The organism is Pseudarthrobacter defluvii, from assembly GCF_030323865.1.
Lineage (GTDB): Bacteria > Actinomycetota > Actinomycetes > Actinomycetales > Micrococcaceae > Arthrobacter > Arthrobacter sedimenti.
This window is the reverse complement of record NZ_CP066362.1, coordinates 4062171-4082339: the sequence shown is the minus strand read 5'-3', so window position 1 is coordinate 4082339 and position 20169 is coordinate 4062171. Positions and strand designations below refer to the sequence as shown.

At 66.4% G+C, this 20169-nt stretch carries 20 protein-coding genes; 7 read left to right on the top strand and 13 right to left on the bottom strand.

The annotated features are described in order from the left end of the window. Positions 1 to 3: 3 nt before the first annotated feature. The 6 genes from JCQ34_RS18950 to JCQ34_RS18925 all read right to left on the bottom strand — a co-directional run bounded on the left by JCQ34_RS18950 (position 4) and on the right by JCQ34_RS18925 (position 6283). Complete coding sequence (locus JCQ34_RS18950; protein ID WP_286400417.1) at positions 4 to 729, bottom strand: maleate cis-trans isomerase family protein; 726 nt, start codon at positions 727 to 729, stop codon at positions 4 to 6. An 8-nt stretch (positions 730 to 737) separates the two neighbouring features. Continuing rightward, complete coding sequence (locus JCQ34_RS18945; RefSeq protein ID WP_286400415.1) at positions 738 to 2162, bottom strand: amidohydrolase family protein; 1425 nt, start codon at positions 2160 to 2162, stop codon at positions 738 to 740. 30 nt (positions 2163 to 2192) lie between these two features. Continuing rightward, on the bottom strand, positions 2193 to 2981 hold the full coding sequence (locus JCQ34_RS18940; protein WP_286400413.1) for an aspartate/glutamate racemase family protein: 789 nt from the start codon (positions 2979 to 2981) through the stop codon (positions 2193 to 2195). Beyond that, the gene (locus JCQ34_RS18935) at positions 2978 to 3691 is read right to left on the bottom strand and encodes a GntR family transcriptional regulator (RefSeq protein ID WP_286400411.1); all 714 of its coding nucleotides are present in this window, start codon (positions 3689 to 3691) and stop codon (positions 2978 to 2980) included. Before JCQ34_RS18935 ends, JCQ34_RS18940 begins: the two co-directional genes overlap by 4 nt. Before the next feature lie 50 nt (positions 3692 to 3741). Continuing rightward, positions 3742 to 5100, bottom strand: a complete 1359-nt coding sequence (locus tag JCQ34_RS18930; protein WP_286400410.1) for an MFS transporter — start codon at positions 5098 to 5100, stop codon at positions 3742 to 3744. Between the two features lie 340 nt (positions 5101 to 5440). Next, entirely contained in the window at positions 5441 to 6283 is an 843-nt protein-coding gene (locus JCQ34_RS18925) for an ACT domain-containing protein (RefSeq protein WP_286400408.1), read from the bottom strand. A gap of 154 nt (positions 6284 to 6437) precedes the next feature. On the opposite strand from JCQ34_RS18925, the gene JCQ34_RS18920 reads away from it, so the two are divergent. Further along, positions 6438 to 7514 (top strand): FUSC family protein, encoded by a 1077-nt coding sequence (locus JCQ34_RS18920; RefSeq protein WP_286400407.1) that lies wholly within the window; start codon positions 6438 to 6440, stop codon positions 7512 to 7514. 58 nt (positions 7515 to 7572) lie between these two features. Here JCQ34_RS18920 and JCQ34_RS18915 read toward each other — a convergent pair whose 3' ends face one another. Then, positions 7573 to 8754 (bottom strand): MFS transporter, encoded by a 1182-nt coding sequence (locus tag JCQ34_RS18915; protein ID WP_286400405.1) that lies wholly within the window; start codon positions 8752 to 8754, stop codon positions 7573 to 7575. A 215-nt stretch (positions 8755 to 8969) separates the two neighbouring features. On the opposite strand from JCQ34_RS18915, the gene JCQ34_RS18910 reads away from it, so the two are divergent. Together JCQ34_RS18910 and JCQ34_RS18905 are read left to right on the top strand one after the other, a co-directional pair. Further along, positions 8970 to 9713, top strand: coding sequence for an IclR family transcriptional regulator (locus JCQ34_RS18910; RefSeq protein WP_286404677.1), 744 nt, complete (start codon positions 8970 to 8972; stop codon positions 9711 to 9713). Between the two features lie 114 nt (positions 9714 to 9827). Then, the gene (locus tag JCQ34_RS18905; protein ID WP_286400403.1) at positions 9828 to 11018 is read left to right on the top strand and encodes a 4-hydroxybenzoate 3-monooxygenase; all 1191 of its coding nucleotides are present in this window, start codon (positions 9828 to 9830) and stop codon (positions 11016 to 11018) included. Positions 11019 to 11055: 37 nt separating this feature from the next. On the opposite strand, the gene JCQ34_RS18900 is transcribed toward JCQ34_RS18905, so the two are convergent. Continuing rightward, positions 11056 to 11595: a TetR/AcrR family transcriptional regulator gene (locus JCQ34_RS18900; RefSeq protein WP_286400401.1), complete on the bottom strand. Its 540-nt coding sequence runs from the start codon at positions 11593 to 11595 to the stop codon at positions 11056 to 11058. A gap of 56 nt (positions 11596 to 11651) precedes the next feature. On the opposite strand from JCQ34_RS18900, the gene JCQ34_RS18895 reads away from it, so the two are divergent. Beyond that, positions 11652 to 12707 carry an FAD-dependent monooxygenase gene (locus tag JCQ34_RS18895; RefSeq protein WP_286400399.1) on the top strand — a complete coding sequence of 352 codons (1056 nt, stop codon included), beginning with the start codon at positions 11652 to 11654 and terminating at the stop codon, positions 12705 to 12707. Here the strand turns inward: JCQ34_RS18895 and JCQ34_RS18890 are convergent, their stop codons facing one another. The 4 genes from JCQ34_RS18890 to JCQ34_RS18875 all read right to left on the bottom strand — a co-directional run bounded on the left by JCQ34_RS18890 (position 12708) and on the right by JCQ34_RS18875 (position 17412). After that, positions 12708 to 14531, bottom strand: coding sequence for an ABC transporter permease (locus JCQ34_RS18890; protein ID WP_286400398.1), 1824 nt, complete (start codon positions 14529 to 14531; stop codon positions 12708 to 12710). Continuing rightward, on the bottom strand, positions 14528 to 15592 hold the full coding sequence (locus JCQ34_RS18885; protein ID WP_286400396.1) for an ABC transporter ATP-binding protein: 1065 nt from the start codon (positions 15590 to 15592) through the stop codon (positions 14528 to 14530). Before JCQ34_RS18885 ends, JCQ34_RS18890 begins: the two co-directional genes overlap by 4 nt. 47 nt (positions 15593 to 15639) lie before the next feature. Next, the gene (locus tag JCQ34_RS18880) at positions 15640 to 16716 is read right to left on the bottom strand and encodes an extracellular solute-binding protein (RefSeq protein WP_286400394.1); all 1077 of its coding nucleotides are present in this window, start codon (positions 16714 to 16716) and stop codon (positions 15640 to 15642) included. 192 nt (positions 16717 to 16908) lie between these two features. After that, complete coding sequence (locus JCQ34_RS18875; RefSeq protein ID WP_286400392.1) at positions 16909 to 17412, bottom strand: GNAT family N-acetyltransferase; 504 nt, start codon at positions 17410 to 17412, stop codon at positions 16909 to 16911. A gap of 155 nt (positions 17413 to 17567) precedes the next feature. Between JCQ34_RS18875 and JCQ34_RS18870 the strand changes: the two genes are divergently transcribed. Genes JCQ34_RS18870 through JCQ34_RS18860 form a run of 3 tightly spaced genes read left to right on the top strand, consistent with a single transcriptional unit; the run spans position 17568 to position 19469 of the window. Beyond that, positions 17568 to 18083 (top strand): MarR family winged helix-turn-helix transcriptional regulator, encoded by a 516-nt coding sequence (locus JCQ34_RS18870; protein ID WP_286400391.1) that lies wholly within the window; start codon positions 17568 to 17570, stop codon positions 18081 to 18083. A 49-nt stretch (positions 18084 to 18132) separates the two neighbouring features. Continuing rightward, on the top strand, positions 18133 to 18477 hold the full coding sequence (locus JCQ34_RS18865; RefSeq protein ID WP_286400390.1) for a hypothetical protein: 345 nt from the start codon (positions 18133 to 18135) through the stop codon (positions 18475 to 18477). Continuing rightward, the gene (locus JCQ34_RS18860; RefSeq protein WP_286400388.1) at positions 18474 to 19469 is read left to right on the top strand and encodes a serine/threonine-protein kinase; all 996 of its coding nucleotides are present in this window, start codon (positions 18474 to 18476) and stop codon (positions 19467 to 19469) included. The genes JCQ34_RS18865 and JCQ34_RS18860 overlap by 4 nt, the downstream gene beginning before the upstream one ends. On the opposite strand, the gene JCQ34_RS18855 is transcribed toward JCQ34_RS18860, so the two are convergent. Beyond that, a complete protein-coding gene (locus tag JCQ34_RS18855) occupies positions 19466 to 20143 on the bottom strand; it encodes a histidine phosphatase family protein (RefSeq protein ID WP_286400386.1) in 678 nt (225 codons plus the stop codon). The genes JCQ34_RS18860 and JCQ34_RS18855 overlap by 4 nt on opposite strands. Between the last annotated feature and the right edge of the window lie 26 nt (positions 20144 to 20169).

The following is a 20169-nucleotide window of genomic DNA, read 5'->3' as shown; positions in this document are numbered from 1 at the left end:
GGTTCAGCCCAGCAGCCGGCCCCAGCGCCGCTCGAGCAGCGGCGCGCCTGCCAGTTTAAGGGCGTGCCAGAGCGTGACGGCCACGGAATCGAGAACCGGAACACCGGTCGCGTCCTCGATTTCCGCGGTGATGTTGGCCCCGTACAGGTTGGTGCACAGGTACACCAGGGCGTCGGGGGCCGCGGCAGCGAGTTCCAGCGAGCCGGGGCGCATCTCGTCATCCGTGACGCGGGCAAAGGACTCGTTGTCACTCAGGCCCAGGGCCCGGTGGTCCACGGTCTTGATGCCTTCACGTTCATAAGAGGCGATGATTTGCCGGTTAACGTCCTCCGTGTAGGGCGTGAACAGGCCGATCCGTTCGGTGCCGAAGGCGCGGAACGCTTCAAGGTAGGCCAGCGTGGAGGTGGTGGCGGGGATTCCGGTGGCGCCGGTGATTTCCGCGGCCAGTTCATGGTCGTGCGCGGCGCCCAGCCACGAGCCTGACGTGCCGTTCCAGGCAATCACGTCCACGTCCGCCGTCGCCAGCAGCTGTGCCGCCTCCCGCATGACAGCAGGGTCGAACTGGCGGTCCGAGGAATCATCGAGCGCGATCCGGGTGACCGGGATCCGGGTGAAATGCACCGTCACGTCGGTGCGGCTGCCCAGGATGCGGTACGTCTGCGGTTCCAGGCAGGTGTTGGAGGACGGCACGATCATGCCGATCCTGCGGGGGCGGATGGTTGCAGGCATGGTGGCTCCTAGAGGGCAGCGGGCAGTTGGGCGGCGTCGGGGGCGGACTGGTGCTGCCGGAAGCCGTTGCGGTGGATGAAGCGGCCCGCGGCGCCGGGATCGTGGAAGCCGTCCGCGTCAAGGACCACGCGCCCGTTGGAAACAACGACGGCGGGCCAGCCGGTGAGTGCCTTCCCGTCGAAGGGGGAGAAGTCCGTGCCCATGTGGAGGGCTGCGCCGTCCACGGTACGTTCCTCGGCGGGGTCGAAAACCACCAGGTCGGCGTCGAATCCTTCGGCGATGCGGCCCTTGCCGGGGACGGCATTGATCCGGGCAGGTTCCGCAGCGAAGGCGCTGACAAACTGTTCCACGCTGGCCCCGGCGGAGGCCATTGCCGTGAAGGTGACCGGCATGCGCGTCTCCACCCCGGGGAGTCCGTGCGGCATGGCACGCACGTCGTCGGTGCGCTCGCGCTTCTGGGACAGGTCGTAGCAGGAGTGGTCCGAGGACATGGTGTGGATGGCACCGGAGACCAGCCGCTCCTTCAGGGCCGCCACCGTTTCCGCGCAGCGCATGGGCGGGCAGCAGGCGAACCACTCGGGGAAGGTGGAGGCGTAGACGGTGTCGTCCAGCGTGACGTAGTGGGGGCAGGTTTCGGAGTAGGCCTCGATGCCGCGCTCCCGTGCCTGCGAGACCAGGTCCACGGCGCCGGGCGTGGACTGGTGGACGAAGTACACCGGGGCGCCCGTGTATTCGGCCATGGCCAGGGTCTCCTTGACGGAGATCTCCTCGGCCAGTTCGGGCCGGGTCCGGTGCAAGTGTTCGATGCCGATGCGGCCGTCCTGGGCGTGCTGTTCGGTGCAGTCGGCAATGATGGGGTCGTGTTCGGCGTGGATGTAGGCCAGGCCGTCCAGCCGCACCATTTCCCGCATGACTTTCAGGATGGTGTCGCCGTCGGCCATGGTGGTGCCGCGGTTGGTGGTGTACATCTTCACCGAGCGGACGCCTTCGGTGGCCAGTTGTTCCAGCTGCCACGGCACGGTTTCGTCCCAGCTGATGACGGCTCCGTGGAGGGCGACGTCGCAGCGGGACTGGGTGGCCAGTTCCTTCTTGTGCAGGACGGCGGCCAGCGGGGTTTCCTGGGCATCGCGGGGGATACCGAAATCGATGATGGTGGTGGTGCCGCCCCACAGGGCCGCGGTGGAGGTGGTGCGGTAGTCGTCCAGGGTGCGGAAGCGGCCGGTCACCTGCGCCACGTGGCAGTGTCCGTCCACGCCGCCGGGGATCACGAGTCTTCCCGTGGCGTCGATGGTGCGGTCCGCCGTGGGGACCGGCTGGGCGGCGTCGATGAGGGCGGCGATCTTTCCTTCGTGCACCACGATGTGGGCTTCCTGCCGGCCGGTGCTGTTGACGACGGTGGCGTTGGCAATGACGAGGTCTGGCTGGTGGGACATCGGTGTCCTCCTTGGGGTGGTGAAGTCTGCTTAGGCGGCGGGCTGCGGGGTTTCGGCGTGCTCCTGGCGGGCGGCGAGGGCCGCGTCCAGGTTGCCCGACAGGCCCTTGCGGTCCTTGGCCGGGGGCGGGGCGAAGGCGCCGGCGCGGTGGGTTCCGGACTGCAGTGCAGCCACGGCTTCCGCCAGGCGGATCCCGGCGGAAATACCGTCAACCACGGGCACGGGAATCTGTCCGTTGAGTTCGCGGGCCAGGCCGGCCAGCGGGGCACCGGCGAGGATTACGACGTCGGCGCCGTCCTCGGCGACGGCCTGCCGGCTGAGTGCCAGCAGGGTTTCCCGGAAGTCCTGCTGGACCGAGGCGATGCTGGTGAGGGAGTCGTTGATGGAACGGATGGAGGCCAGGCGGCCTGCCAGGCCGAATTGTTCCACGCATTCGCGGTACCAGGGCTTGATCCGGTCCGAGATGGCGATGATGGAGAAGCGGTGGCCCTGCAGTGCCGCGGCGCAAAGGGCTGCCTCGGTGATCCCGATGACGGGTACGTCCGCCAGTTCCTTGAGGGCCGGCATGCCGGGGTCCCCGAAGGCTGCGACCACTACGGCATCCACCGGGTCAGCGCCGGGGCGGGTGTGTTCGGCGATGATCTCGGCCACTGCGCCGGCGGCGATGAGGGCTTCAAAACGGGTTTCGATGTACTCCACGCCGTGGCCGGCCGTCCGGACCATCAATTCGGTTCCGGGGGAGGCGGAGCGCAGCGCCTCGGATTCGATCAGTGCGGTGACGTCGGCACTGATGTTGGGGTTGATGACCAGGAGTTTCATTTTCTCTTCCGGTGGAATTCTGGTTCGGTTTTCTGGAAGTCCTCGGGAAACTGGTCCCGGTACTTCCCGATGTGGGATGCGGATTGGGCCGCGGCCCTGTCCGGGTCGCCGCTGGCGATCGCGGCGAAGAGTTCGCGGTGTTCGCGGATGAGTTCGGGCAGGTCGGCCACGTGCCGGAACAGCCAGTGCATGCGGCCCTGGAGGGGTTCCAGGGCGGACTTGAGGAAGTTATTGTCCGCGATCCGGGTGATGGCGTCGTGGAATTCGCTGTTGGAGCGGTGTGCCTCCATGACGGAACCCTTCGCCAGGAAGGCCTCCGCGTTGTCCAGCAGGCCCTTGAGGTAGGCGAGGTGCTCCTCGGTGGCTCGCTTGGCGGCGAGCCGGCAGGCCAGCACCTCCAGGGACTGGCGGACGTCGAAGAGGTCCTCCACGTCCTTGGGGCTGAGGCTGCTGACCTCGGCCCCGCGTGCGCCGCGGTCACTGATCAAGCCTTCCATGCGGAGCATTCGCAGGGCTTCGCGGACCGGCAGCCGGGAGACGGAGAATTCGGCTGCCAGGTCGCGTTCCACCAGCCGCGTGCCGGGAGCGTAGTGTCCTTCGAAAATCCGGGTGCGGAGGGTGTCCCGGACGGTCTCGCGGAGGGGGCGGTCCTTGTCCTGGGTCTCTTCTGCGGTCAGCATGATGCTCCATTCCGGATTCTCGTACGGCACTGCTCCCGGCTGCGGGGGCGTCGATTGCAAGTTTCCCTGCGAGGGTCAGCTTAGACAGGAAGCCGCTTGTTGTAGTTCAGGGTGAGGACAGAGGCGCCCATGATCACCGCGGAACCCACGAAGTACAGCAGCGCCCAGGTGTAGGAGCCGGTGGCGCCCACGATCAGGCCGACGACGATGGGGGTGACGAAGCCGGAGATGTTGCCGCTGAGGTTCATCGCCCCGCCCAGGACGCCGGCGTTGGTGCGGCCGCCCAGGATGGAGGGGATGCTCCAGAACAGGCCCACCCAGCGCAGGAAGAACAGGACCACGGAGAGCAGGACCACGGCGGTGGTGGCGTCAGGCACCACGGTCACGCCCACCAGGCCTGCCACGACGATGGCGCTGGAGATGCCGAGGAGGGTCCGCATGACAAGGTTGGCGGAGGCGCCGGACGCGCGCCACTTGTCGGCGATGGTGCCGCCGATGATCTCGCCGACGAACCCGGCGCCGAAGATCACCAGCGTGGACCAGCCGATGGTCTTCAGGTCGAAGCCCTTGGCCTGGGCCAGGTACAGCGGGCCCCAGGTCAGCAGGCCGTAGAACACGCCGTTGAAGCCGAGCCAGCCCAGGCACATGGCCCAGAAGGAGCGGAATTTAAGGTAGGGAAGCAGCCCGCGCTTGCCCTTGCTGCCGTCCATGGCTGCTTCGGCATCCTCGGCGGCGTGCGACGCTTCGATGTAGGACGCCTCGGCGTCGTTGACCCCGCGGTGCTGGCGGGGGTTGTCACGGACGTACCACCAGACGGCCAGGCCCATGAGGACGGTGGCGGCGCCGGCGATGACAAAGGACCAGCGCCAGCTGCCGGTGGAGGCGATGAGGCCGGCAATGATGATGCCGCCAAGCCCGGCACCCAGGGGTGCGCCGGCGTCCAGGATGGTGGCGCCGCGGCCACGTTCGGACTTGTGCATCCAGATGGCATTGAGCTTGCCGCCGGCGGGCATCACGCCGGCCTCCGTCACGCCGATGCCGAGCCGGGCGATGAACATGCTGAGGAAGCCGCCTGCCATTCCGGAGGCCGCCGTGGCAGCGCCCCAGCCGATGCAGGACGCGGTCATCACCTTGCGGGGACCGAATTTATCGATCAGCCAGCCCACGGGCACCTGCATCAGGGCGTAGGTCCAGAAGAACGCGGAGAGCAGCAGGCCCACCAGTTCGGGGGCGAGGTTGAATTCCTTTTGGATGATGGGCAGGGCGACGGAGATGGAACCGCGGTCGATGTAGTTGACGGACACCAGGACCAGGAGCAGCAGGAAGAGCTTCCACCGGACGGCAGTGCGTCGTTGCGTGCCGTCCTGTCCGGGTTTGTCGGCGGTGCCGGGGGTGGCCTGGGGGGACGTGGCCGTTGTTTCAGTGTTTGGGATGGACACAGCTTCTCCTTCACGGGGAAGTTTACGGATGGGGGGATGCGAACGGGGCGGTACGTGCCCGTTGGGCCGTTGCCATGGGGAGAATCCGCTGGGCGATCCGGAGCGCCGAGCGGAAGCTTTGCAATTTTGGGATCCCAAAATGGGATCCCAAAATCAAAGGTAGGAGTGACTCCCGCCACTGTCAAGGATTTTTCAGGCACTGGCTGCGTGGCCGGCTTCCCAACCGATTGTGACTGGCGGCGGCCGGGTAGTGGGCAACCGTGAACAATCCTCTCCACCCCGGTCCAGCTGGCCTCCATGGCCGGTGCCATCATCCTGATCACCGTGGTGGGGTGGGGGCTCAACGTTCTGTTGGGGACGCGGCCGGCCGATAAGAAGTAATTTCGGCCACCTCAGCCAGCCGGTGGGCCCGCGCCGATTCCGCCGGAGTGAACGGCTCGCCCGGCCGAGAGAAAGTGATGGGCCCGTCCCATGCGGTTGGAATCTTAAGGCGCGTTCCGTCGTCGGGCCCTGTGCCGGCGGCGTCCGACGGCGGCAGGATCCTTGCGTGCAGGAGCTCGGCCACCGCCAGCGGCAGTTCGTCCGGGGCGGCAGCGATCCGTGCCGCGAGGCTCAGCGCCTTGGTTTGCCCATCCGCCATGGCCAGTACGGTGGTGGGCCACACGTGGGAACTGCTGCCGCCGCCGTCGTGCAGTGCTGTCAAAAGCTCCCGCTCGCGCACGTGGCCGGGGACGGAGAGGACGAACTCGTCCAGGACTCCGCCGGGCACAGGGTGGACGTGGATGCTGAGGATGTTGCTGTCCAGCCGCGCCAGCGCCCGCGTGATCCGTTGCAGTGAACCGGGCTGGTCCCGCAGCATTGTCCGCGCCCGCCACAGCGATGGGGCTGCCGCCAGCTGCCGGCGGCGCCGCAGCGCAGGAGCATGCAGCCAGCGGAGCAGGAGCCGGGCGGCTGATGGCTCGGCCACCCAGATCACCAGGACCGTCGCGGTGAGGGCCAGCACCAGCACCTTGGCCACATAAGGAAGGCGGGTTTCCACCACCAGGGCGTGGACCAGCAGCTCGATGGGCAGCATCACGGCCACGTTCGCCACGGTCAGTCGGGCCTTGGGCGGTTCCGGCATCTGGCCGCAGACTTCGCAGCGCAATTCTTGAGCGGTCGGGTGGGACGAAGGGTGCTTCATGGCTCAAGCATTGCCCCGAGTTATTTCCCCTGCGTTGCCTTCCGATTCCATTCAGGGGAACGCGGCGGGCGCTGCATAGGGTCCGGGCCGTAGGATTTATCAGGAACGTCAGCGTGGCCGCCCGTCCAGAATCCACCCCAGGAAGGCGCTGCCCGTGAAGTTGTTTGCCGAGATGTTCACCATCGGCCCCGGCAACAAGGACCACCACCCGGCGCTGCGCTGTGCCGTGGGCGTCTTCGTTCCCCTCATCACGCTGGTGCTGCTGGGCCGGCTGGACGTGGCAATCTTCGCGTCCTTCGGCGCCTTCACTGGAATCTACGGCCGCGGCGAACCGCATGCCGTCCGCTTCGTGCTGCAGCTGCGGGCCGGGCTGCTGATGCTGCTGGTGATCTTCCTGGCGGCGCTCGCGGCCCGGATGGGTCCTGCCTGGGGCCTGGATGCTGCCACCCACACCTGGCTGCTGGTCCTGGCCACCACGCTTGTGGCAGGCGCCTGTTCCGTCGCCATCTCCTGGCTGCGGCTGCGCCCGGCAGGGTCGCTTTTCCACATCTTCGCTTTCGCCGCCATTGCGTCCATTCCCAACCAGCCGCCGCTTTGGCAGGGCATGCTGGTGGCCGTCCTCACCACGGTGTTCGCCCTGCTTGTGGGCTTCTCGTCCCGGATCCTTCCCAGCCACCGCACCCCGTGGACCAGGCCGCCGCGGATCCGGCGCACTGCCACGGAGAAGCGCACGGCGTGGCTTGAAGGGTTGGGCTACCTGGTGGCCGCGGGACTTGCCGGCACACTGGCCACCTGGGCCGGGTCCCGCCTGGGGTTCGGGCACAACTACTGGGCCATGGTGGCCGCCGTCGTTCCCCTGGTGGGCCACACCACACGGCACCGGGTGCGCCGCGGCATCCAAAGAATCATCGGCACCGTCCTGGGCCTGCTGGTCCTGGCGGCCGTCCTGCTGGTGGGCCTGCAGCCCTGGCAGACAGTGCTCGTCATGGCGCTGTGCCAGTTCGGCGCCGAAATGTTCATCATCCGCCAATACCTGCTGGCCCAGGTGTTCGTCACCCCCCTGGCGCTGATCTCCACGCTGTTGGTTGTTCCCGCCTCGCCTGCGTTCCTGCTGCGCGACCGCATCGTGGAGACGGTCATTGGTGCCGCCGTCGGCATAACTGTGGTGCTGGCTCCGGCCCTATGGCGCCGTGTGCGGAGCAGGCAGGGCGGGGTCACGACGGCGGCCTGACCGCCTTTTCCGATCGGCCCGCCCCCGGAGCGCCTGGGGCGGGCCGATCGGCGGCGGGTTATGGGCGTTCCGCGGCTGCTTCTTCCCGGACTGCCCGGATGGTGTGCGGAACTGCCACCAGCGCCACCACGGCAATGGCGGCAGCGGCCGCGAAGACGTAGAAGCCCCAGGGGTAGGCGATGTTGGCGGCCACCAGCGTTCCGGTAACGGCGGGGCCCAGGATGGCGCCGAGCCGCCCCACACCGGCGGCGAACCCCAGGGCGGTGGCGCGGAGGGCTGCCGGGAACAGCTGACTGACCCACGCGTAGACCAGCACCTGTGCGCTGAACACGAAAACGCCAGTGACAAAGACTGCCAGGTTGAGCAGCAGTTCACTTTGGATCTTGACGCTAAGGACCGCCAGGAAGACCGCGGAGAGCCCGAACCACAGCAGTACCACCTTCTTGGTGCCGTGCCTGTCGGCCAGGATCCCCGCGATGACCAGCCCCACCACGGCACCCACATTCAGGACCAGCAGGAGGACCAGGCCCGTGCTGACCGTGTACCCGGCGCCGGCCATCAGCTGCGGAAGCCAGGTGTTCAGTCCGTAGACCAGGAGCAGGCCCATGAAGGAAGCGGCCGCGATGGCCAGCGCCACCAGGGGGTAGGGCTTCCGGGCCAGGTCCCGGAAGCCTGTGGGGGCTGCGGCCGGTTCCCTTGCTTCCGTGGCCGGGGCAGCCGCTGAGGAGAGGGTCTCCGGGAGCTTGAACCACAGGAAGGGAGCCAGGACAATGCCCGCGAGCCCGCCGACGACGAACATCATCCGCCAGTCCGGGATCAGCATCAGGGCAAGGAAGGACGTGGCCACGGCGCCCGCGTGGTAGCCGGTCATGGTGCGCGTGGTTGACTTACCGGCAGTACCTGCCGGAGCGTAGTCGTTCATGTAGGCCAGGGCGGCCGGGAGGCAGGCACCCAGGCCCAAGCCGGCCAGAAGCCGGAAGACGCAGAACACGGCGACGTTGGGAGCGAACACCACGGCGATGGTGAAGATCGAAAACCACAGGACGCACGCCACCAGGAGGCGGCGCCGGCCGAAGCGGTCTGACAATGGGGCGATGAACAGGGCACCGGCGCCAACGCCGACGAGGGAGATGGTGGCGGCCCACGTGGCGCCCACGGCATCGAAACCAAGGTCGTGGGTCTTGATCAGCGTGGGGATGACGGTGCCCAGCACCACCAGGTCAAAGCCGTCAAGGACCATTGCGAGCCAGCAAAGCCAGACCGGCCACTTGGAGCGGGGTTGAGATGGCGCAAATGACATAGAAATACCTCGGTGTATCTTCCAGGAGTTTGAGCGGCGGGCTGCTTTGCCGTGGTGGTTTTGGGCAGCATCGCCCACATCCCCAGTGAGGTTTGTATCACCAGGGGGTGTAATCTGGGACATGTTTTCCCATTCAACGGAAGCGGGTGATCGCCCTGGCCAACTCTCCCTCCGGCGACTCGGTGGTGGACCGGATCGTCCGCCTGATTTCCGCGTTTCCCCAGGACATCGGCGCCCTGCAGCTGAGCGACCTCGCCCAGCGGGCGGGCCTGCCGCTCACCACCACGCACCGGCTGGTGGGCCAGCTTGCCGCCCATGGATTGCTGGAAGCGGCGCCGGGCGGCATGGTCCGGCCCGGGGTCAGGTTATGGGAACTGGTGAACCGTACCTCCCCAACACTCGCCCTGCGGCAGGCGGCCATGCCATTCATGGAGGACATCCAGCAGGTGCTGCACCAGAACGTAAACCTTGCCGTGCTGGACGGCTGGGAGGCCTTGTTTGTGGAACGGCTGTCCCGGCGGGGTTCGGTGGCCAACCGGGCCCAGGTGGCAGGCCGGATGCCGGTCCATATTTCGTCGGCAGGCCTGGCGCTGATGGCGCACCAGGACAAGGCTGCGCAGGAGGAATACCTCCGCGGGTTCACGGACCCGGATGGAAAAGTCGGACCTGACGCCGTGCGCGCCCTCCTTGCCGAGACCTCCCACCAGGGTTTTGCCCAACTCAAGGGCGTGGTGGATCCGGACACCTGGGGCATAGCCGTCCCCGTGCTGAACCGGCGGCAGCGCGCCGTGGCCTCGCTCGGCGTCGTGGTTCCCCTCCGCGAGATGCGCCTGCAGGCATTGGTGCCCGCGCTGCAAACGGCTGCCCGCGGCATCGCCCGGCAAATGGCAGACTTCTGATCCATTGAACGGAATAGGTGTAACGGAGGTCACCGGCTTCGGCCCACACTGGTTGCCAGACGAAGAAGCCCGGTGCCGCCTCCGGCGGGGCCCGCAATGAAGCGAGAACAGACCATGGCACGAAAAGTCATCACCACCCAGGTAGCCATCATGGGCGGCGGCCCCGCAGGACTCATGCTCTCCCACCTGCTGGCCAAGGCAGGCATCGAGTCCACCGTGATCGAGATCCGCAGCCACGAGCAGATCGCCCACACCGTTCGGGCGGGCATCCTGGAGCACGGCACCGTCAACCTGTTGGTGGACAGCGGCGTTTCAGATCGGGTGCTGCGCGACGGCGACCGGCACGACGGGATTGAACTGCGCTTCAACGGCGAGAGCCACCGCATTGACTTCAAGGACCTGGTGGGGGAGTCCGTGTGGCTGTACCCGCAAACAGATGTCTTCCTGGACCTCGCCGCGCGCCGCAAGGACGACGGCGGCGACGTCCGCTACAGCGTCACCGACACCTCGGTGCACGACCTCGAAGGCAAGCCGAAGGTGTGGTTCACCGATGCGGACGGCGTCGAGTTCGAGATCCAGGCCGACTTCCTGGTCGGCGCCGACGGCTCGCGCAGCCACTGCCGGTTCCAGATCCCCGAAGCCCACCGCAAGTGGTACTTCCACGAATACCCCTTCGCCTGGTTCGGCATCCTGGCCGAGGCGCCGCGCAGCTCGGACGAGTTGATCTACGCCAACTCCGCCAACGGCTTCGCCCTGATCAGCCAGCGCACCGAGACCGTGCAGCGGATGTACTTCCAGTGCGACCCCAAGGAAAACGTCGCGGAATGGGATGACGACCGGATCTGGGCCGAATTCCGCAGCCGGGTCAACGGTAACGGCTTCGAGCTCAAGGAAGGCCCGGTCCTGGAAAAAATGGTCCTGCCGTTCCGCAGTTTCGTCCACACGCCCATGCGCCACGGCAACCTTTTCCTGGCCGGCGACGCCGCGCACACCGTCCCGCCCACCGGGGCCAAGGGCCTCAACCTGGCCATCAATGACGTCAAGGTCCTCTTCGAAGGCCTCGACAGCCACTACAACTCCGGCTCGGATGCGCTCCTGGAGACCTACAGCGATCGCGCCCTGGACCGGGTGTGGAAGGCGCAGCAGTTCTCCTACTGGATGACCACCATGCTGCACACCCCCGTGGGCGCCGATGACTTCTCCCGCGCCCGCCAGCTCGGGGAACTGAACTCCGTGGTCTCCTCCCGGCATGGCAGGGCCTACCTGGCCGAGGCTTACACGGGCTGGCCCACCGCAGCCTCCTGAGCCAGGGAGGATTACGACGGCGGGCTGCCAGCCGGTCTTACGGCGCCAGCAGCCGCCGGACTGCCGACGCAATGGCGGCGGCGTCGGGAGCGTCATCCCGCCGCACGGTGAGCAGGTGCAGCAGTACGCCGTCGCCGTAGTCCGCCACGTCCCGTGCCCTGGCTCCGGCGTCCGGTACGCCCAAGGCGGCCAGTGCCTGTTCCAGGCCGCCCACCAGCCGGAAATGGCCGGCGGTTACTGACTCGGGCTTGTCCAGGGAAAGTGCCAGCCGTGCGCGGGTCAGGCCGGCATGCTGACCCGCAAGCGCCAGCACCAGGGAGGCCAACTGGTTTGCCAGTTCCTCAACGCTCCGGGGCGGCCCGGCCGGCCCCTGCTCCGCCAGGAGCGCTGCGTCCAGCTCCAGCAGGCGCTCCAGCACTGCCGCTACCAGGGTGGCGCGGTTGCGGTAGTAGTTGGAGGTGGTTCCCTCGGCCACTTCTGCTGCGGCGTCAACAGCCCGGTGGGTGAGGCCCTTCATTCCGCGGTCCGCCACCACGGCCAGGGCGGCATCGAGCAGTTGGGTGCGGCGGTCCGGCATGCGTTCAGTGTAATTGGGCTCTTCCTGTTCACTACAAAAGTAGTAGAATGTGCTGCATGGAAACGATCACGATCGTTGGCGGCGGAATCGCCGGGCTCGCCCTCGCGGCTGCTTTGGATACCAGCCGCTTCCAGGTCACCGTCCATGAGAAACGTCCGGAACTGCCTGCCGTGGGCAATGCGCTGGGGATGTGGCTAAACGCCCAGCGGGCACTGGCCCGACTGGGAATCCTTGACGAGGCGCGGGCAGTCAGTCCGGTGCTCGGCACAGGCTCGGTCCGCAATGCACAGGGGGAGCCCTGGGTCACCGTCGATGCAGGGGAGATGTTCGGCATTTCCCGGGTAGACCTGCTCCGGCTGCTGGATGCCGCCGTGCCCGCTACCGTCCGTAGGGTCACTGACACCGTGCAGACGATTCCCGTGGACGGCAGACTGGTGGTGGGCGCCGACGGTGTCCACAGCATGGTCCGGCGTACGGCCTGGGGCGGGGCCACCGATGCCCGCCTCACCCCCTACCTTGCTCTTCGCGGCACCCTCCCCACTCCAGTCGCACCGGATGAGGTGGGCGAGTACTGGGGCCGGGGAGACCTGTTTGGGATGGCCGCTGCGCGTGGAGGCTCCTTTTGGTATGCGAGCTACCGGTCGGAACTCGGCCCGTACGGGATAGACCCAGCGACAGCCCTCGAGCAGGCAAGGGCACGCTACGCCAACCACGCCCCTGCCATCCGGCACGCCCTGGCTGCAGCCACGTCGGAGGAATGCCTGGTCCAGCGCCTGTGGACGGTTCCGCGCCTCGGCTCCTACGTCAGCGGCAGGAGGGTGCTCATTGGAGACGCCGCGCATGCCATGATGCCCACGCTGGGCCGCGGGGCCTGCGAATCGCTGGTCGACGCGGTCACGCTGGCCGACCTCCTCAACACCTTGCCCGAGGACCAGGCGCTGCGGGCTTACAACCGGCAGCGGAGGCTGCGCACGCGCGCCGTGAGTGTCGCCTCGTCAGCGCTGGGACGGATCGCGCTCGCCGACAGTGCCCAGCCGCTGCGGGACCGCGTGCTCAACCTCGCCCGACGGCGGAACGCAGGGGCCGCCGTCGGCAGCACCTCCGGCGGTTGATCAACGAACGGCACCGGCTGGACGCGTGGCGTCATCCTCACCCGGCGCCTGCGCTCCAGGAGCTCCCGGGCCGGGGGCTTGCGATGCGGAAGGCAGGGCGGGCAGGGGTTTCTTGGACCTGCGCCGCCCGGACCTGCCGTACACGAGGTACATGGTCACGCCCGTAATGACCATGAGGAGCACTGTGTAGACGAATGTGTTCGCGATTCCCTCAGTGCCCTCGGCGCCGTCAGTATTGGCTTTGATGACCAGGCCCAGCGGCTGCACCAGCGGATGGGCCAGGAAGATAGCGGTGTCGTAGTCGTCGAGGAGGCTGTTGAAGTTCAAGGCCGTAATGGCGGCCGCGGCCGGGAGCACTAGCGGCAGGAGGATCCGCCTGAAGACGTACAGGGTCTTGGCACCCATGATGGCTGCAGCCTCCTCCAATGAGGAGTTCACGGAGGCAAAAGACGCCTTGAGCATCCGGAGTGTAAATGGGATCTTCACCGTGACAAACGCGATGAGCAGGATCACCGTTGTCCCGGTGAGGACGGCACCGCCCACCAGGGGATTGGGGTGGTCGTAGCTGACAATCAGGCCCAGGGCCAGCAGTGCGGACGGCAGGATCCACGGGATGTGCAGCAGGTACTCGAACGTGGAGGCCACCCAGTTTTTGTACTTTTGCAGCAGCCGCGCCACAAAGAGCAGCCCGCCCACCGCGATGACCGCCGCCAGGGCGCTGTACACCACGCTGACGATGAACGGCCGGAGCCCCGACTGCTGGGTGAGGACGCGGACGTAGTTGTCCAGTGTCAGGTTCGCAGGCGAGAGCTGTCCTGTTTGGATGGCAGCGCCGTCCGCAAACGAGTACAGCACGATCAGCACGACCGGAAGCGTGTAGATGGCAAAGAGGAGATAGGCCACGCCGTGCACGGCCACGTTGGCTGCGCGATTGGTGATTTCCTGCTTCTGGAGTTCGGAAGACACCTTTGACACTGAAAAGTAGGTTCCGCCCTTTTCCAGGCGGGACATCACTGCGAGCATCAGCATGGTGGCCAGGCCCAGGATTACGGCCAGCAGCGCCGCCAGGTCGCGGGAGGTGGGGCTGTTGGTAAACGTCAGGATCATCGGCGTGATGGTCTGGAAGTCCCGGCCCCCCAGCACCTGGGGAGCGCTCAACGCGCCCAGGCCGGTGAGGAACGACAGGATGGTGACGGCGAACAGCGTGGGTTTGAGCATGGGCAGGACAATGCGCCGCAGGATGGTCCACGTGGAGGCGCCAAGGTTCCGCGCCGCCTCGATGGTCTGATAATCGATGCCCTTGAGAGCGTTGGCCACGAACAGCATGTGGTTGGTGGTGGTGGCAAAGGTCATGACCACCAGGACGGCAAAAAACCCGGAGAACCAGCCCGGGTCCATCCCGGGGAAAATCCGGACCAGCAGCGAGGTGACCATGCCCTTGTCCCCGTAGATGAATTTGTAGCCTGCGGCCAGGACGATGCCGCCGTAGATGAAGGTGGAGGCATACCCCAGGAAGAGGATCCTGGAGCCACGGATCCGGAAGTAGTGCGTCACCAGGACGATGAAGACCCCCACCGCGTTGACGGTGATGGACAGCGCCACGGCCAGGAGAAAGCTGTTGCCCAGTGCCTTCATCGCCCGCTGGGAGGAGAATAGCTTCTCCGCGGCGCGGCCCGAAAAGCTGCCGTCGGGGAAGAAGGTGGCGATCAGGATGTTCACGTTGGGCCATACCAGGAAGCCGGCAATGAACCAGGTGAGGATGACCCCCACCACCAGGACGAACGGCGAGCGGGCCATGCTGCCCACCGGGTTGTTGACGCTCATGGCAGGGCAACCGCCCGGTCCTTTGCCAGTGCGGCACCGGTTTCGGGATGGTACTGCAGGATGTGCCCGGGCTGGACGTAGACAGTTACGGCCGTGCCGGCCTCGGGGTGCGCGCCGCCGTCTTCCCGGACCAGGAGGCGAATGTCAGCGCCGTGGCTGCGCACCACGTAGCGGCTGTGCAGGCCGTGGTACGTGCGGGAGACCACGGTGGCGGAAAGTCCGACGGCGGTCCCTCCGTCCCCGGGCCGGTCCAGTGAGGCTTTTTCCACGCGCAGATAGGACCTGGCATCCGTGCTGAGGCCGGCGCCGGAAAGCCGGTTGACCTCCGCCACGAAGTCCGGCGTCAGCGTGGAACTGTCGCCGATGAAGTTGCAGACGAACTCAGTGGCGGCCTGGTCGTAGATGTCCTGCGGGGTGCCGACCTGCTCCACGACGCCCTTGTTGAACACGGCGACCCGGTCACTCATGGCCAGTGCCTCGTCCTGGTCATGGGTGACGTACACGGTGGTGATGCCGAACTCGCTCTGCAGGTCCTTGAGCTGCTGGCGCAGCTGGTGGCGTAGCTTGGCGTCCAGGTTGGACAGCGGCTCGTCCAGCAGCAGGATTTTCGGCCGCAGCACCAGGGCGCGGGCAACGGCTACCCGCTGCTGCTGGCCACCGGAAAGTTCGGCCACGTTCTTCGCCAGCTGCTCCTCGCTGAGTTCCACGCGCCGGGCAATGTCCCGCACCAGGCGGTCGCTGTCGGCCGGTTTTTCCTTCCGGACCCGGAGCCCGAAGGCGATATTCTCCCATACGCTCATGCTCGGGAACAGGGCATAGTTCTGGAACACCATGCCCACCTGCCGCTTGTCGCTGGGAAGGCGGGTCACGTCCTTGCCGTCCACCCTGACCGTACCCCTGGCCGGCTGGATGAAGCCGGCCAGGGTGCGCAGCGCCGTCGTCTTCCCACAGCCGGAGGGCCCCAGGAGGGTGAAGAACTCGCCCGGCCGGACATGCAGGTCCAGCTGCGGAATGGCGGTGAAATCGCCAAAGGTAACTTCGATGTTTTCCAAGCGGATCATGGCAACCCTGTCTGGTGGAACGCGGGAATGGCGGCTGGCGGTATGAGTTACGTCATGTACTCAAGTTCGATCTTCTCCACCCAGGCACCCATGTTCTTCTGCACGAAGTTCCAGTCGATGTCCTGCTGCTTGAGGCCGGCAAAGAAGTCCACCACCTCGGGGTTGGCCTTTGCCTGGGCACCCTTGTTGACCGGCATGGAGTTGAACTTCTGCGCGAACTCGCCCTGGACCTCGGCGCTGCCGAACCAGTCGATGAACTTTTGCGCCTGGTCCTTCTTCTTGGTCCCCTTCACCAGCGCTATCTGCTCCACGGCAAGCGGGACCCCCACGGAGGGGATGACAGTGTCCACGTTTACCTTGAAGGACTTTTCGCGGTCGGCAATGATCGAGGACGGCATCTGGCCCATGTCCACGTCACCGGAGGCGATGCGGGCAAACAGGTCGGTCTTGGCCACTGCGGGGCTGCCATTCTTGAAGTACTGCTCAACCTGCTTCCACCCGTCGTCGGAAATCCCCAGATCGCCGGAGTCATCCCGGTACCTGGAGAGGATGCCTGCGAAGACCAGCTGCGCGGTGGCCGTGCCCATGCCGGTGACCCGTTCATAGCGGCTCTTGAACTCGTCCTTCGTCCACAGGTCCGTCCAGTCCTTTGGCGCGGCGTCCTTGCTGATCTTGTCCGAGTTGTAGCCCAGGAGGATGGCCTGCTTCACCAGGGGCCAGTAGGTCTCGCCGTCGCCCAGGCCCTTGTCCACGTCGCCCGCCCATGCGGGCTGGTAGGCCTCCAGCGCACCCTCGTTCTTGACCTGGGAGAAGTACATGTTGTTCAGGCCGAACGCGACGTCCGCGATGGGGTTGTTCTTCTCGGCAATGAGCTTGTTGGTGGCGTCGGCGCCCCCGGCCCCCACGATCTCAATCTTGAATCCGGCCTCGGCCGCCTTGGCGGCCAGCCAGTCGCCCCGGCCCTCGCCGTTGGAGTTGGTGTAGATCACCAGGGTGTCCCCGGAGGCTCCCGCCGGAGCGCCGGAGGCGTCACCGGTAGAGGCCGGCGGGGTGGAGGCACCGCCACAGCCGGCGAGAAGGGTGGCGGCGACGGCGGCGGCAACCAAAGTCTGCAATTTACGCACGATCAGGACTCATTTCTGGACTGGAATCGGAGCATGTCCGCACAGCCTATAGCCGGGCATGACAAAAACCGGGCCGTTATAGCTATCGATTCGATAAACAGCCCGGCTGCCCACTTTGAACCAGTTGGGGAAACGGCTGGGGCCCGCGGCGTAAACCGGGGGCGAACGTTAGTCCTGGGCTCCGATGCCCCGCTAGGCCATGGCGGTCTGCGCGGCGCTGTGGGCGTTGATGGTCTTGGCGTAGCAGGAAGAGTGTTCCACTCCGATGTACGGCCCGAAGTTGGGGATTGCCTCGAATCCGGAGTTTCGGTAGAAATTGCGGCCGTCCGGCTGGGCCGAGCCGGCTTCCGCCTTGATCCGGGTTATGCCCTGCCTGAAAGCCTCCGCCTCGAGTGCGGCCAGGATCGAACTGGCAACGCCGGAGCCGCGCGTGTACGGCAGTACGTAGAGGCGCTTGATTTCCGCCGTCGATCCATCCAGGAGCCGCAGTCCGCCGCAGCCGACGGGTTGTCCGGAACCCTTGTCATACGCCACCAGGAAGACAGCGCAGTCGGCGCCCGACGGCGGCGGGCCGGGTTCATGGTCGGGCCGGCCGAAGCGGGCGTCCAGCTCGGCCTGCTGGGCATGGCGCAGGTCCGCGCCTACGGGGTTGGACCAGGGGACCTGCCGGATGTTCAGCCGGGGGTTGGTCTGCATAACTGCCTCGATTCGCCGGAGGGGTATGCCTGACAAGGCTAGGCGCCGGCGGTTACGTGGGTGTTTCCTGCCGGTTAGGGCCTCGCTAACGTGTGTGGGAGGCGGCAAAGCAATTTACTTGGCAGGCTAGTTATCAGTTGGTCTAGAATGATCCCATGGTTTCTACGGGCAACGAGGGATCCGGCTACTGGTACGGACCCGACGGGCAGCTGGACTACAGTGCAGCCGTGCTGAAGTCACTCCGGGACTACCGGGCGGCTGAAACGGAAATCCGCCGCAGCACCAGGGACTCCATGGGCATGGGGGAGACGGACATCCTTGCCCTGCGCTACCTGCTGAGGGTGCAGGCGTCGGGCAAGCAGGTTGTGCCGAAGGATCTCAGCCAGTTCCTCAATATTACTAGCGCGTCCACCACCTCGCTCATCGACAGGCTGGTGGGCAGTGGCCATGTACGTCGTGAGCCGCATCCCTCCGACCGCCGCTCCGTGGTGGTGGTTCCCACGGTCGAGTCCGACAAAGAGGTGCGCGAAACCCTTGGCGCCATGCACCGGCGGATGATGACGGTTGCTGAAAGCCTGACAGCGGAGGAAGCGCGCATCGTTGTCGATTTCCTCCAGCGCATGACCCAGTCGCTTCAGGTGCACGAAGGCGAAGAACTAAAAGTTCACTAGGCTGACTAGCTAGTTGGCCTAGTTATATGTAAGCTTACGATTGTTCCTGATGTTGCTTCCCAACGGAGTCGTGAGTGTGTTGGTTACTTTCACCGAAGTTTCGCCGCCTGATCCCGGCCTGGGCGCTGTAATCCTGGACAGCCACTTGGACCTGAACCCATCCACCCTGGACGGCACCACTGCGCCGCAGGGCGGATGCGCGGTCCACCGCGGCACCCCGATGCAGCTCGTGACCCCTGCGGTCGGCTTGGAAACCGCGAGCTATACCTTTGCACCCGCCGATGCCGTCGGTACTGAGCTTCCACCCGTCTGGCGTTGCGGCTGCGGGTTCCAGCTCGATGCCTGGTCCACTGACCCCCGGCGGGGACATGCCACAGTGGTTTCCCCCGCATGAGCCTCCTGGAAACTGCAGTTGCTGCGACGTCCCCTGCTGCGCTGCTCCCAGCCCGTTCAAACGGCACTGTTGCCGGGCGTTGGCAACTTCGGGAACGGCTGGGCCGCGGGTCTGCTGCCGAAGTCTTTCGGGCGGTAGACCTGGAGGGCGGTCCCGATGTTGCGGTCAAGATGGCTGCCGGCAACGGCCGCAAGCAGCACCAGCGCATCCAAAACGAAGCCGGGGTCCTCGCCGGACTCACCCACCCCTCGATTGTGCGGCTCACTGCGCAGGGCGTTATGCCCGACGGCGGTACCCACGCCGGGCGTCCCTTCCTGGTGGAGGAACTGGCGCTGGGAACGAGCCTGGCCGACACCATCCGGCTGCAGAGCCCACGGCCGGATGATGTTGCGCGCTGGGCGCGCGGCCTTTTTGAGGCGCTCGCGCACCTTCACGCCAGCGGCCTTGTGCACCGTGACATCAAGCCGGCGAACCTGATGCTGAGCGGCCTGCGGAGAAGTCCCGTCCGGATCATCGATTTTGGAATTGCAGCCACGGCGGGGGCGGCTCCCGAACCCGGAATTTCTTCCGGAACCGTGCACTACATGAGCCCGGAGCAGGCCGCCGGCGGGGCAGCGGAGCCGTCCTGGGACGTGTACGCCATGGGGTTGGTCCTGCTGGAACTCCTCACCGGCACCAAGGCCTTTCCCGGTACCGCCGTTGAATCCCTCGTGGCCCGCACCCTGCGCTCGCCCGAGATCCCGGATTCCCTGGGTGACTGGGCTGCCCTGCTGCGTTCCCTAACGGCGATGGACGCCACGGAACGTCCCACGGCAGCAGCCGCCGCGGCGATGGCGGCACAGCTGATTCCGGCGGTACCGTCGTCCAGCCAAGGTATCCAGCGCACCCTGCACAGCCAAGGGCGCCAGTGTGGCCAGCGTGGCCAGACGGGTGCCGGGACGTGTCCGGCGACGCGGGCACTCTCTCCCCGACGCCGCCGGCAGCGGGCCTAGGGAGCCGCTACGTCGCGTCCGGTGGGATCCCCGGCCGTCGGGTCTGCCAGGGCAAGGCCACCCACGGGGCTTCCATCCCAATGGATCAGGGTCCAACCTGCAGCCACATCTCCCTTCAGCGCGACGATTCCGGTGTTGGCCAGGACATGGCGTGCGGCGAACTCGTGGTCAGCGCCATCTGCCCGGAGTCCTGCCCAGGTGCGGATGGCGGCACCATGGCTGACGACGGCAACCGTGCCGTGCTGCTGCCGTTCAGCCCGTTCCACCACTTGTGCGATGGCGGCGTCGAACCGCTCGAAGAAGGCATGGCCGTCGGGCCCGGCGGGCATGCGGCGGTCCAGGTCGCCCGCAGCCCAGGAAATCACGGTCCCCATGTAGCGCTTGTGGGCTTCGTGGTCGGTCAGTTTCTCCAGTGACCCGGCCTCGATCTCGTGCAGCCCCTCCAGGACTTCAATATCGAGGGTGTGCAGCCGGGCCAGCGGCGCGGCGGTGATCTGCGTCCTGATCAGGGTGGAGGCGTAAAGCGCGTCAATGCGTTCGTTTACCAGTGCCCGCGCCATGGCTTCGGCCTGGCGTTCGCCCAGTTCGGTCAAACCGGGCCCAGGGTGGTCGGTATCCAGTTGGCCCAGTACATTGCCTGGGGTTTCGCCGTGGCGGATCAGGAGCAACTTCATGTTCCCAGTTTCCCACCCCGAACGCA